Raw genomic sequence first — 14132 nt, 5'->3', positions numbered from 1 at the left:
CTAATAGCCATGGAAACAAACAGATTATATCGCATCACTAATCAGTCAGTTTTGGGAGGAGTAGCCGCAGGCGTTGCTCATTATTTCGGTATCGACCGCGCTTTGATGAGGATTTTGTTTGTGCTCGCGTTTTTCTTTTCAGCGGGTATTCCTGTGGGCTTTATTTATATTTTACTTTGGGCTTTTTTGCCTAAAGCTATCAAAGAAACGACCGATACAAACGTCATCAGGCTTTAGTCTTATCCATCTCTATTTTAGTGTTTGCACCAACAGTGCCGATTCCACCAGGAGTCGGCATTTTTTATGGGTTTTGAAAACGGCTCTTTACACGAGTGTCTTGTGAGTGTTTCAAAGAATTTAATAAACTAATTCGACAACAAGAGTTCTGGAGCCTTCGGCATATGCAATCAAAATCATTAATGCGGAATACCTTAACGTACAAGATTTTGAACAAAGAATTGGTGGTTGCCAACTGGATGTACGGATGCCTGGTGATATTATTGTGGAATTTAAAAGCTGGACACCTCGTGATAATGATGAAGATGAAGAAGATTGGCCATTAAAATGTGATCGCTCCAAATCTTCTTTCTACAATTTCTCGATTGGCTGCGGCAGTTATGGACAATTTTTATGTTATTTACGAAATATCAACTCTTTGAGCCAATTAAGATACTTTTTTGATAAAGAAAAGTTGATAAAACATGGCGTACCAGACCCAGATGCTTACGTAAAAAATATTTTCAAAACAATGTTTCAGGGTAAAGCTTTTGCAATATTCCAAGAAATAATAAATGGAGGTATTGGGTTAACTAAATGTCAACAATTGTTTAACACTCAAGACCCCGAAGAGTTCTTAGCAAGATTAAATAACACGAGTTGGTTTAATGAATACACTATCTTTATAAACACAAAATAAAGCATGTTTAAACATATTAATAATACACAGAAAACAGGCATAGTCATATCTAAAAAATATGATATATTATTAACCAATAATAAGATATCTATTTTAAATAAATTATCCAATGAAAATATTATAGAATTAGAGTTTTCTAATATCATTAACTGCAATATATATGAAAATATTTTATTAGTTAATAATAATTTTCAAGGAGAAAAGACAATATTATATCTTGAAGAAAACTTTAATTTAGAGCAAATAAAAACTCTAAGAGATAGCAATGCAATCCTAATACATAACACCATAATCAGTAGAGTTATAAGTGACAATTATCAAAACAAATATTTAGCATGGTTTGATATTCCAACAAAACAATATGTGTGGAAAAAAGAATATGAATTCGATAATATATTCTTTTCATCTGTGGCTATTTTCATCTATTCATTTCATTCGATAAGTCAAATTTTACATAATGGAGAGCAAGTATGGCAGTCTGACCTATCTCCTTACAAGTGGCATCAATTTGATGGCCCAAAACCTGCTCAGATTCAGCAAATTATTGGAATTTCAGAAAATATACTTTTGGTTTGGATGGCAGGTGAGCAATTATTAGGATTAGATGTCGCAACAGGAAAAGTATTGTGGAAAATTGATTTTGCCCCCTATTTTCACATTACAAAATGGTTTACTGGTTCTTATTATTGGAATATTCAAAACCATAAACTCTATTTACTCAAATACTTGTATTATTTTGAGATAGACTTAACTACCCAAGAGGTAAAAATACTATGGAAAAATCCAGAAGAGTCTTATAGTATCACCCACTGTTGCTACACCGATGAGTATGTGTATTTTATTGCATTAGGTAGCGAATTGGGAATAGAAATCCTGGGAACTTTCAATCGTTTGTCGCTTACTATAGACTGGCTAGAATATCTAACAATGCCTCGTTTAGATGCATATTCTTATGTTAGTTTTCACCAAGCCCCCCAAGTAGACGGCGATAGACTTTATGTCTTAGACAGTGGTGGTACTTTACACATTTTTGAAAAAGAATCATCCACTGAATAATCCTTACAAAACTCATCCAAAACGCTTTTTGAACAACTATCCTAAATCAATGCCATTCCAATAACTATTCTCAAACATAGGAGACATATTCATACTATATCAGATACCACCACCAAGCCACCTACTTCTCCCCGCACCGAGTAGAGTCGTCAGTGCCCAAGTCGCTAATCTCTTATTAGGTAAAAAAATTCTCGCATCACAGTAGGGATTTTAGAAGCCAAGTTTAATTATAGATTTAATTTTAGGGAAAAATTACCTCCCCCTAGGCAACCCTCAGCGTTCCATCTGCATAATAACCCTTGAAAGCACATTGAAGATGGAACAAACCCTCATCAAAGAACTCAAAAAAGGTAGCCCTTTTGCCCAACGTAGGGTGTACGATACCTACGTCAACCGCCTGATGAGGGTGTGTGTGCGCTATGTGCGTGATACGCAAGATGCCCAAGAAGTACTGATGAATGGTTTTTTGAAGTTTTTCAACAACATTCATCAGCTCGACGATACGCATCCTATTGCCCCTTATTTACACAAAATCATGGTCAACGAATGCCTGATGCACCTCCGCAAGCAGCGCATTTCGTGGTTGACATTGGACGAATCCATAGAATATGAAATCGAAACCGACAATTCCCCTGAGATAGATGCCGAAATTCTCTATGCCGCTATTACTCAGCTACCCGACGGCTACCGAACAGTATTCAATATGTATGTAGTAGAGGGGTATTTGCACGCCGAAATTGCGCACCAACTCAACATTACTGAAAGTACTTCCAAAAGCCAACTTCACAAAGCCAAAGCGCTGCTGCGATTGTGGCTTCAAAAACAAGGTTATCGCTATGGCACAAATGAATGATAAAAACATAAAGCAGCTCCTTGAGACATTAGACGAGTCGCTGCCCCCCCAAGTAAATTTTGATACTGAGGCTTTTTGGCAACAACTACAGCCTCAAATCACCCCAAAAAAACGTACTTATTGGGGATATGGCATAGCCGCCTCTCTTCTACTAATGCTAATTTCTGTAGGAATTTGGGTAAGTCAAAATCCGCCTACTACGGTACAGCTATCGGCTACACCAACGCCTCCCAAACCCTCCAATCTTCAAAAATCCCTCAAAATCAGTTCAGAAAAACCAATACTAGTCAGTAAAGTAAAATCAAAAAAGAAACAAGTACTACCAACGCCTTCTATAGCCAAAATACAAGGTGAAACAAGTACGATTTCTACACCGCTTGTTCCTTCAACACCTATCTTAGAACTTGAAAAAATCATATTACATTCTCCTGACTCAAATAGAGTAGCCGCCACGATAGAAAACCCTCCTTCTGCCAAAGTATCGACTAATAATCCCACAAAACGAACTTGGAAAGTAGTACATGCCAATGAGCTACAAACCGATCCTATGGAACGGATTCATGAACAAATCAGTACAAAAAAACGTCATTCGCCTTCCGAATACGCCCAGCAAACCCATTTGTTTACCATCAAAATAAAATAACCCCATGAAACATCTCATGCTTTTTTGGGTGCTGACGACCAGCACCTTAAGCCCTCTTTTTGCCCAAACAGAACAGTACCAAATCACGATTCCACTTTCTACCTCCAATCGGGTGGTGGTAGCAGGCAATAGGTGGGATGATTTTGAAAAATTTAAAAACCTCGATTCGTTGGTGCGGCTTTTTGTGGAAGATTATCAAAAAGTAAAAGATAGTATTTCCAACCCCACCACTGCATACAAACTCCAATACACCCTCAATTCCAAAGGTAGGCAACTGCACATTAAAGCTTATCCACAAACTCAGAATAGTTTTATTTTTCAAAATTTTTCGGAGCCGATGCTAGTCAAACAAAAACAAGATACCATTGTGATTGAAAAGTGGATTCCGCACCCTGACAATATCCCACCCCTCGACCAAATGGCTCCCGACCAAATCCAAGCTCTCCATGGCGAACTCCACAACGAATACCGCTACAATCGCTACGGACATTGGTTTGGGATTTATTTTCTCCTCAACAATGCTGATGAAATAATGCAAATAACACAATTGAACGAGCGTTTGGCCAGTACATTGGAGCAATTGAAAAAGACCAAAACTTATGACCGCCACAACGCAGGCGAGATGACGTTTCGGGTATTTGGCCCCGAACGCTTCAATGTTAAGACAGAAGTAGCTAAATCTTGGAAAGCAAGTATGAGTCTTATTTGGGCACAAACTAGCTTAGGTTTCTACGCAGGTCGCCCTTACACTACGATTGGTGGCGACTTTACGTACCTTTATAAAAACAGTATTTTAGGACTAAACTTAGGCGTAGAAATGGCGGTATCTTTCAACAAAACCCAAACCGACAATTTCACAGCCCAACGAAGCACGTTTTATACCGTGGGGATTAATTTTTATGACCGTGGCAAAAAAATCGAACAGCGGCTTTGGGGAACAACCTCCAAACACTTGCGCGTGGGTTCGCTCCAACTCGGCTATAATCAAGGCAAAGAAGACGGGCATTTTCAACCCCATACTTGGCGTTTTTCGTCGGCGTTTACCACTTATAAGCGTATCACGGTCATGCCAGAGATTTATTGGAATGGGTTCTTCAAAAACATACAGCCGGGCTTGAGAGTCGCGATTGGATTTTAGGAGGCTTAAAGCTTTTATGATAAAGAGGGAGGGGAGGTTGAAAACGTTTCTTTTTCTAACAAATTTTTGACCCAACGAAAACCCACCGCCGCCACAAGCATCAAACCCACAATCACGCCCCAAAGTACATAATAGCCAAAACGAGTAGCAATTTGCCCTCCTAAAGTAGGAGCGGCAACTTGCGCAATCGAATAGCACATCGAATACAAAGCCGAATACTGACCGCGTGTTTGGGGCGTCGAACGCTCAATCGAGAAGGAGGTCATGAAAGGCATTGCAAGCATTTCGCTTAGGGTAATGGTAACTACTGCCAATGGTAATATCCATACAATTCCCTGAAAAACGACAAACAGCGAATAACTCAACCCACAAAAAAGCACGCCCCAACTGATAAAAACAAGCTTATGACGCAGCGGCTCAATGTGATAAATCAGTATCATTTCAAAGGCTGCCACGAGGAGGCCGTTGGTGCCGAGGAGCAATCCGATGTAAAATTCGCTCACGTGCAGTTGGGTTTTCCAGAAAACAGGTACCATGCTAAAAAACTGCATAAAACCAACGGCAAACAAGGTCGTAAAGAGCACAAACCGCATATAAACCACATCCCGAAATGCCGACTGCGGCATTGGGTTTTGGGTAGTTTTATGGTTTTCGGAAGAGCTATCTTGGGTACGATTTTTGACCAATAACAACAACACCAAAGCCGCCGATATATTGGTAATGCCGTCAGCAATAAACAAATATTGATAGCCAATAGTCGCAAAAAAGCCCCCCAAAGCGGGGCCAATAGCCCAACCGATATTGATAGCTAAGCGATTGATAGCATAGGCACGCGTGCGATTTTCGGGCGTACTATAGTAAGCAATTGAGGTAGAATTGGCCGGACGAAACGCCTCGCCCACTAAGCTTAAAGCAAAGGTAGTAAGGCATAAAGTAGGCATGGTACGCATGTGCATCAATACAAAAAACATGCTTCCACCTAATGCCAAACTTGCCATTTGTACGTAATAATGACCTAGTTTGTCAGTCAGTTTCCCGCCCAAATAGACCCCCAATATCCCACCTGCACCTGCGCAACTCACCACAAGGCCAGCTTGTGCCAAACTAAAATGGAGGGCTTGGGTCAGGTATACGCTCATAAAAGGGATGACCATCGTCCCCGAACGATTGATAAACATCACAAAGGCGAGAAGCCAAATTTCGCGAGAGATACCTCCGTAGGCGTTTCGATAAAGAGTGGCTGTTTTCTGTAACATAGCACCGCAAAGGTACACAAAATCGGGGGTTTGAATGTTGAAAGTCTATGCCATAATCACGGAAGTTTATTTTTTCTCAAAACGCATTAGGACTTGAAATTTGCATAATTCAAATCACTTTTATACTTTTCACTGCTTCGAGGAGCTATTGTCTGATAAATACATAGCTTTCGAATCTCAGCTCACTATTTATACCTCTTCCGATGACAGAATCTTCTGCTACACGCGTCTTCGATATACTCACTCTCAACGTCGGCCCTAGTCAAAAGCCCGATGTTTTAGCCTGTAAAAGGCAAGGCGAATGGATTACTTTTTCGTCTGACGAATTTTGTAGCCAAGTCGATAAAGTCAGCTTAGGATTACTCAAAATGGGGGTCGAGGCCGGCGACCGTATCGCAATCGTCTCCGATGGTCGCCCCGAATGGAATATCCTAGACTTTGGAATCCAGCAAGTGGGTGGAGTGTCGGTACCTATCTATCCTACCCTTACGCTCGAAGATTTTGAATATATTTTTCACGAAGCAAAAGTCAAGTTTGTTTTTGTGGGAGACGGAGGTCTATTCCGTAAACTTATTGATGTAGTAGCTACCGCTCCGACGGTCGAAGAAATGTTTACATTTGATACCGTCAAAAGTGCTAAACATTGGTCATCAGTTGTGGCTTTGGCCAACGACGCTGATTTGGATTTATTACAAAAACGAAAAGGTGCTATCAGCAGTGAAGATTTGTTGAGCATTATTTACACTTCTGGCACCACAGGCAATCCCAAAGGTGTGATGCTTACCCACCGAAATTTGTTGAGCAATGTAGAAGAAGGCTGCAAGTTGATTGCTTTTCCGCACAAAGCACGGGCGCTGAGTTTTTTACCACTCAATCACGTTTTTGAACGGATGGTACAATATGTCTATCTCAAATCTAGTATTTCGATTTACTATGCCGAAAGCGTCGCTACTATTGCCGAAAACCTCAAAGAGGTACAGCCCACAGTGCTATCGACCGTACCACGTTTGCTCGAAAAAGTGTATGACAAAATTATCGCCAAAGGCTACGAACAGCCCCGAATCGCGCGAAATATCTTCTTATGGGCTTTGGAATTGGGGTTACAATTTGACCCCTCTCAAGACAAAGGATGGTGGTACAACACTCAGCTCAATTTGGCGCGTAAGCTTGTCTTTAGTAAATGGAAAGAGGCATTGGGCGGTAAGCTAGAGATGATTGTAGCGGGTGCAGCAGCTACTCCGCCTCGCATTGCACGGGTGTTTTGGGCCGCCGAAATCCCCGTTTGCGAAGGGTATGGACTCACCGAAACCTCGCCCGTTATCTCGTTCAACCGCCTCTTTCCACAGCCCCAAGTCCGTATCGGTACGGTAGGGTTGGTGATTGATGGCGTAGAAGTAAAACTTGCCGACGATGGCGAGATTTTGGTCAAAGGTCCCAATGTTATGAAAGGATATTACCTCAAGCCGGAGCTCACGTCCGAAGTAATATCTTCAGATGGGTGGTTTCACACGGGCGATATTGGCGAATGGATAGAGGGAAAATTTCTAAAAATTACGGATCGAAAAAAAGAGATGTTTAAAACCTCAGCGGGTAAATACGTCGCTCCCCAAGCGGTAGAATCTACCCTGAAAGAGTCGTTTTTTATCGAACAAGCGGTAGTAGTAGGCGACGGACAAAAATACGCTGCAGCCTTGATTGTACCTTCTTTTGATGCCCTCAAAGAATTTTGTAGGGTCGAAAACATCACTTACACCTCCGATGCCGAAATCCTCAAAAACGACAAAGTAAAAACCAAACTCCGCGCCGAAGTAGAAGTAGCCAACCGCGATTTGCCCCCTTATGAACGAATCAAAAAATATCATTTGTTGCCACAGGCGTTTTCAGTAGAAAATGGCGAGCTAACACCCACGCTCAAGCCCAAACGCCGAATCATCCAAACCAAGTATGCCACCGAAATCAAAGGTTTGTTTGAAGGATAAAACAAAATATCCTATATTTTAAAACGAGTACGAAAAAGCGCAATCCACTCTTCAAAATCTGGGAGGGGCAAATAAGGGAATTTGGGATAAAGGGGAATCTCAATAAAAACGGCATTTCCCTCCCCTACTTTGGGAGTCCAGACGATTTGCCCACGCAATACAGCCACCCGCGATTCGATATTGCCAATTCCCAACCCCTGTGTAGCACGGCTATATTCGAAGCCTTTACCATCGTCAAAATAGTCAAAGTGAATCACATCATCATCTTCATCTTGATGAACTCGGATAGTGATTTTGCTTGCTTCGGCATGTTTGAGGGTGTTGTTCATCAATTCTTGGGTGATGCGATACAAGCCCGTTTCTATTTCGGCGGGCAGTCTTTCGGGGAGCAGTGATGCGTCAAGTTCCACCTCTACCACTCCCGAATGTCTGATTTTTTTGGCAAGTTCTTCAATGGCAGCAGCATATCCGTATTGTTCTAGCATTCTGGGACTTAGCTCCCGAAGCATCCGCCGAATATCCACAATAGAATCATTGATAATCTCCAGGGTCTTTTTCTTCAACTCTTGTCCTTCTGGTTTTTTGGAAAGATATTTTGTGAGCGACGAAGCGTATAGCTTGAGCGTCGCAAGCCTTGCTCCCACTTCATCGTGCAAATCTTGCGCGATTTGACGCCGCTCTTGTTCTTGCGCATCCAACGCAATTTTCAGACGTTCTTGTTCTTTTTGTTTTAGCCTTATCAGGCGGTTTTTGCCAGTCACAAAAGCCACATAACCAAACAACCCTGTGCAAAAAATATAAAACCACCACGTGCGCCAAAAAGGTGGCTCTATGGAAATATACAACCTTTTTTGTTCATCACTCCATACGCCGTCTCGGTTGGCTGCCATTACTTTAAACACATACTTACCCGGATCTAGATTGGCATAGCGTACATAATTACGGTCGTTGCTATAGACCCAATCGGGGTCTTGTCCTTCCAATCTATACCGATACTCGTTACGGCCATTGCTATAAAAATCAATCGCTGCAAACTCCAATGAGAAGGTATTCTCATCGTGATTGAGACGCACCATATCGGTTTCATTGATTTGTTTTCCAGTAAAAAAAGGCACTTCATTTACCTTAAAATCATAAAAATGAATACGGGGTCTAAAAGAGATTTTTGGTAAACGCTCAGGATAAAAACTATTGAACCCCTTTACTCCGCCAAAATAGATTTCTCCATCGTGGGTAGTCGCAAAAGCATTGCCATTGTATTCATAGCCTTGAATGCCGTCAGCAAGGTCAAAGTTTCGAAATTCACGCGTTTTTTGATCAAATTGCGATATACCATGATTAGTGCTGAGCCATACTTGACGTTCTTTATCAATCACCACCCCATACACATAAGAGTTTCGGAGGCCATTGCGATGATTATAAAAATGATAACTTCGAGTACGAGGGTCCAGCTCTATCAATCCTTTTTCGCTGCCTATCCAGAGTTTATGACTTACCGTATCTTCTCTTATCACATTGATATTGAAGTATTTCATACCACAATATACCTGCTTCCAGCGGCGGTTTTTGTATTTGAATCCATATAAACCTTCAAAGTACGCCGCCATCCAAATAGTACTATCTTGGGATTGAAACACCGAGAAAACATTCTTGTTTTCCAGAATTGAAGGCCTTTCAAAGTGTTCATTTTTGGGATTAAAAATCCAAGGTCCTAGCGGGGTTCCCAAGAAAATCCGCCCATCTGGCAATTCCAGCATATTGCGGGTATAATTGTTTCGGGAGGGATTTTCATCAAATTGAAAAAGCTTAAATGTCTTTTCCTTAGCATCAAAACGCATAAGACCACCGTAAGTACCTACCCACATTTGTTGCTGCTTATCTCTCAAAAAAGACTTAATGAAGTTGACGGAGGGCAAAGTGGGAGAGGATGATTTACTCAAATATCGCTCAACAATAATACGTGTTTTGGGCTGATACACCGCTACGCCTCCCTCTGTACCAATCCACATATTGCCATCAGGGGCTTGAATCATACATCGCACCGAAAAATTATCAAGCTTTTTGTTGGCTTGAATACCTGGCGAATCAGTTACTTTCTTTAGTACAGAAGCATTGGGAATGATTTTGAGAAGGCCATCGGGATCTACATTAGCCCAAATGATTCCTCTATTATCAATATAAATACGCGTAATTTCGTAATTATCAAGACTACGAGGAGTGACAAACGGCAACACTAAAGTTTTGAGCTTGTACGTTTTTTTACTAAATGTCCAGAAGCCGTTGCGCTGAGTACCAATCCATAAGTTATCATTGAAACCCTCTGCAATGCTATAAACTGCCCCCAATGATTGACCATACGCATTTTTCTCAAAAAATTGAAATTCCCGACAAGTGTAGTCGAGGCGTATCAGCCCTTCCAATGACCCTAACCAAACTTGGTTTTGAGCATCTACGTACAAGCAGATGATATTGAGGGGATAACCAAGCTCATTCTCAGGTACATCACTAAAATAATAATGGTATTTTTTTTCTTTGATATCATACCTCACTACGCCTTTGGTACCTATCATCCACACATCGCCTTTGGGGGTGCGAGTAGTCCAATCGATATAATCAAAGTCTTGGGTAATAAACACCTTCGGGGCAACTTCCTGGTGTTTGTGGGTACGAAAATGATACGAAAAAATACCCTCTCCTTCTCGTATATACCAGAGCTCTTCTCGATCACAATAAAAAGGAGCTGTTCGTTTTTTTATTCCTTTTTGGGTCTCATCTACGACCAACTTAAAGCGGTCAGTGGCTCTTTCATAACAGTTGAGTCCCTCTTCCGTACCGAGCCAAATATTCCCTTGTCGGTCTTCTATTAATCCCGCAATATTGACCCCTTGCAAGGCATAAGGATTGCTAATGTCTGTTTTATATACTTTGAAAGTATGCCCGTCATATCTGTTTACACCATCTTGAGTACCAAACCACATAAACCCCCGCGAGTCTTTGAGCATATGATAAGGTGACCCCTGCGACAGCCCCTTCTCTACCCCAATATGCTCTAGGCGGTAGTCTTGAGCTTGTAGCCCTGTATTCACACCAAATGCTAATATGAAGACGATGAGTTTGTACAAAACACGAGTAAAATTTTAGCCCAACTTATTCATTCCCATCAAGTAATGAAAGCAAGTTACGGAAAAAAATATTACTTGCCTATGGTATGTTTCTTTACTCCTTCGTTGGTAATTACGACAGGTTTGATCAAACCATTTTCATCAAAAAACATTTGGTCAATACAAGTCACCCGCGAATTACCATCGGTTTGTCCCAACGGACGGCGGTGATAAACAATATACCAAGCATCGTCTTTGGGATGGTGAATCACCGAATGATGCCCAGCTCCCGTAGCTACTTTAGGGTCTTGTTGGAGAATTTTGCCTACCCTTTTGAAAGGCCCAAAAGGAGAATCTGCAATGGCATACGCTACGCTGTAGTTGGGTCCAGTCCAGCCACCTTCTGACCACATAAAATAATATTTGCCATTTTTGGTAAACATAAAAGGCCCTTCTACGTAGTTTTCTGGCGTAATCTCTTTGAAAATAGTACCGTCTTCAAAAGGCACAAAACCTGTAAAATCATCTTTGAGTTTGGCGATATTGCAATGACGCCACCCTCCATATATCAGATAATATTGGTTTTTGTCTTTAAAAACAAACTGGTCAATCGGCTGTGCACCATTGTGAAATTTATCAATCAATGGTTTTTTCAGATAATCTTGATAAGGACCTTCGGGGCGATTGGCTACTGCCACTCCTATTCCTCCTACTTCCTTGTCATTCTGAATATCATTTGCGCCAAAAAACAAGTAATATTTACCGCCTTTCTCGATGATAGAAGGCGCCCACATCGCTCTTTTGGCCCATTTGACACGGGCCGTATCCAAGATATTGGCATGTTTGGTCCAATGCACTAAATCGGGGGAAGAAAAAGCATCAAAAAACACCTGCTTATTGTAAGGAGCAGAGAAGGTAGGATATATCCAATACTTTTTCCCAAAAACGATACCCTCAGGGTCGGCATACCAACCTTCAAAGACAGGATTTCCAGATTTTTCTTGCGCCTGAACACACCTTCCTCCTATCAATAGGACGATAATTAAGAAGTAATTTTTCATAAATTATATGAATAGTTAATACTAAAAATCATTGAGAATCAGGAGATACCTAGAGATTAAGATAACTTCCTTGAACTCCTTTAAACAAAAATTTTAATGAAAATAAAAAAGCTGTACTCCTTCATGAGTCACTGACAATTGCGCCTGCCTACCTACTATCATAGCACGATTGTCGGCGACGTGACCAACTGGAAAATCAAAGCAAACGGGATAATCATAAGGTGCCACATATTCGGCAATAATTTCGTAAGCACTCTTGCCAAACTTGATAGCTTCGTTATCTTTCAAGTCCGTAAACTGTCCCACTACCAACCCTGCCAATTGTGATAACTTACCAGCCCTTTGGAGCTGCACCATCATTCGGTCAAGATTATAGTAGTATTCTTCTACGTCTTCCAAAAACAGGATTTTCCCACGGGTATCAAGTTCTGAACGTGAGCCTATCAGATGAGCAAGTAGACACAGGTTTCCTCCTACTACTTGTCCACTTGCGCTTCCTATTCTGTTGAAAGGATGAGATGCTATCTCATACCTAAGATTTTCTCCGTACAATGCCTTTCGGAGGGTTTGAAGGGCAAATACCGCTCCATCTTGTCCAAACAATTTGGGCATTGTAGCATGTAAACTCTCAAATCCTAGTTTATGAAGATGGGCATGGACTGCCGTAATGTCACTAAAGCCAACTATCCATTTAGGATATTTTTTAAACTTTCGAAAACTGAGTTTGTCAATGATTTTTGAGCTACCATAGCCTCCTCGTGCCGAAAAAATAACTTTGATACGAGGGTCGTCGAGCATTTGTTGAAAATCTTGTCGGCGCTCTTCATCCGTTCCCGAAAATTGATGATAGCTTGTGTGAAGCGTTTTCCCTTCTATCACTTCTAGCTTCCAATCCTCTCTCAAAATCCGCAACCCTTCTTTTAAGGTTGCATAAGGCACTTGGCTTGCCAAGGCCAGAACGCCTACACAATCACCCGTTTGCAAAAAAGGAGGTCTATTCACTTAATAAAAAAATTAAAGGTTTATTATATTTTTTTAGGAACGCCTCTAAAATACAAGTCGCTACTAAAGCTCATTTTTCTTTCTGGACTGCCAAATAAGCCGCTCCTACCAAAGCCACCAAAAGCAAAACCCCCGCTACCTCAAAAGCCCACACATGGGTAGTCATAAGATGCATCCCGATACCTCGCAACGATGAGCGACTAGGGAGAGGCTCTGCTACGGAGTAAGACCCAATTATCAAAAACTGAGTATGAAGAATAAGCCAAAACAATATCCCAAAAATGCTCAATGAAATCACCGTCCCCCAAAAACGATTAAGATGCGTAGTAAGTACAAAATTCATTTTTTGATTACTATCTCGTTCGGCCCGATGGGTAAGCATAATTCCGAAAATCAAGAGTACCAATACCCCTCCTACATAGATGAGGATTTGGGTAATGGCCAAAAAATCTGCCCCTGCCAGTACGTACAATGCAGCGACTCCCAGCAGGCCTACAAAAAGACAAAGAGCTGCATACATGACATTGCGCGTCCACAAAATAGCTAGCGAGGCTCCAATTGCCAACGCCGAAAACCCGAAAAAAGCAATTTCTGCAAGTGTCATAATCATTAATCACTTGTGGCCAAAAGTGTATATCACCCCAAAATTACTTTTCAAAATACCTGAATCTAATTTTCGTTGGACATACGGAGCCAATTCAAACGCGACTCTTACTTGTGGTACACTTTTAAAAGGAGCCACGCGGGTTCCTACATTGAGCTGATACCCTTCTACTAGATTTTTGGTTTGGTTGGCCAATACCCCAATAAAATTAAATCTTACTCCGCCGCCTAAGTACAATTGAAAGCTTTCCTTTTGTTTTAGATTTACCATTGGTAAAACCTCTGTACTTAAGCTTCCAAAAAGCGTATTGGTTTGTAAACGAAAATCGAGCCAAACAGGACGATAAGGGTTGGTACTCACCGACATCAGTCCATTCCAAGGATAATATCCTACTGATTGGGCTTGGGTTTTGCTGCCAACAAAAATCATTACTATAAAAAGCCCCGACCAAATGTGCTTTTGACCGGGGAAAAGATTTTTAACTTCTATCTTGAGCATCCTTTCAAATCTTTTATGAGAGAGT

Annotated in this window: 13 protein-coding genes; 7 read left to right on the top strand and 6 right to left on the bottom strand. The window is 41.2% G+C overall.

Annotated elements, in window-relative coordinates; genetic code table 11:
• Window positions 1-9 precede the first annotated feature (9 nt).
• From P1X15_RS06350 to P1X15_RS06325, 6 genes are all read left to right on the top strand, one after another.
• Window positions 10-237 (top strand): PspC domain-containing protein, encoded by a 228-nt coding sequence (locus tag P1X15_RS06350; protein ID WP_028664941.1) that lies wholly within the window; start codon window positions 10-12, stop codon window positions 235-237.
• Window positions 238-484: 247 nt separating this feature from the next.
• A complete protein-coding gene (locus tag P1X15_RS06345; protein ID WP_277337307.1) occupies window positions 485-916 on the top strand; it encodes a hypothetical protein in 432 nt (143 codons plus the stop codon).
• 3 nt (window positions 917-919) lie between these two features.
• Window positions 920-1972 (top strand): PQQ-binding-like beta-propeller repeat protein, encoded by a 1053-nt coding sequence (locus tag P1X15_RS06340; protein WP_277337306.1) that lies wholly within the window; start codon window positions 920-922, stop codon window positions 1970-1972.
• 316 nt (window positions 1973-2288) lie between these two features.
• Window positions 2289-2825: an RNA polymerase sigma factor gene (locus P1X15_RS06335; protein WP_277337305.1), complete on the top strand. Its 537-nt coding sequence runs from the start codon at window positions 2289-2291 to the stop codon at window positions 2823-2825.
• Window positions 2809-3468, top strand: coding sequence for a hypothetical protein (locus P1X15_RS06330; RefSeq protein ID WP_277337304.1), 660 nt, complete (start codon window positions 2809-2811; stop codon window positions 3466-3468). The genes P1X15_RS06335 and P1X15_RS06330 overlap by 17 nt, the downstream gene beginning before the upstream one ends.
• 4 nt (window positions 3469-3472) lie before the next feature.
• A complete protein-coding gene (locus P1X15_RS06325) occupies window positions 3473-4606 on the top strand; it encodes a hypothetical protein (RefSeq protein ID WP_277337303.1) in 1134 nt (377 codons plus the stop codon).
• Window positions 4607-4620: 14 nt separating this feature from the next.
• On the opposite strand, the gene P1X15_RS06320 is transcribed toward P1X15_RS06325, so the two are convergent.
• Window positions 4621-5862, bottom strand: coding sequence for an MFS transporter (locus P1X15_RS06320; protein WP_277337302.1), 1242 nt, complete (start codon window positions 5860-5862; stop codon window positions 4621-4623).
• 203 nt (window positions 5863-6065) lie between these two features.
• Here P1X15_RS06320 and P1X15_RS06315 point away from each other — a divergent pair, with 203 nt between their 5' ends.
• A complete protein-coding gene (locus P1X15_RS06315; protein ID WP_277337301.1) occupies window positions 6066-7841 on the top strand; it encodes a long-chain fatty acid--CoA ligase in 1776 nt (591 codons plus the stop codon).
• A gap of 11 nt (window positions 7842-7852) precedes the next feature.
• Here the strand turns inward: P1X15_RS06315 and P1X15_RS06310 are convergent, their stop codons facing one another.
• From P1X15_RS06310 to P1X15_RS06290, 5 genes are all read right to left on the bottom strand, one after another.
• On the bottom strand, window positions 7853-10963 hold the full coding sequence (locus P1X15_RS06310) for a two-component regulator propeller domain-containing protein (protein WP_277337300.1): 3111 nt from the start codon (window positions 10961-10963) through the stop codon (window positions 7853-7855).
• Between the two features lie 71 nt (window positions 10964-11034).
• The gene (locus P1X15_RS06305) at window positions 11035-12003 is read right to left on the bottom strand and encodes a glycoside hydrolase family 43 protein (RefSeq protein ID WP_277337299.1); all 969 of its coding nucleotides are present in this window, start codon (window positions 12001-12003) and stop codon (window positions 11035-11037) included.
• 93 nt (window positions 12004-12096) lie between these two features.
• The gene (locus tag P1X15_RS06300; protein ID WP_277337298.1) at window positions 12097-13005 is read right to left on the bottom strand and encodes an LD-carboxypeptidase; all 909 of its coding nucleotides are present in this window, start codon (window positions 13003-13005) and stop codon (window positions 12097-12099) included.
• A 70-nt stretch (window positions 13006-13075) separates the two neighbouring features.
• Window positions 13076-13609, bottom strand: a complete 534-nt coding sequence (locus P1X15_RS06295) for an NADH-quinone oxidoreductase subunit J (protein ID WP_277337297.1) — start codon at window positions 13607-13609, stop codon at window positions 13076-13078.
• Between the two features lie 9 nt (window positions 13610-13618).
• Window positions 13619-14107 carry a hypothetical protein gene (locus tag P1X15_RS06290; RefSeq protein ID WP_277337296.1) on the bottom strand — a complete coding sequence of 163 codons (489 nt, stop codon included), beginning with the start codon at window positions 14105-14107 and terminating at the stop codon, window positions 13619-13621.
• Window positions 14108-14132 lie beyond the last annotated feature (25 nt).

The sequence above is a fragment of the Runella sp. MFBS21 genome (assembly GCF_029433105.1).
GTDB lineage: Bacteria > Bacteroidota > Bacteroidia > Cytophagales > Spirosomataceae > Runella.
This window is presented reverse-complemented; position numbering and strand designations above follow the sequence as displayed.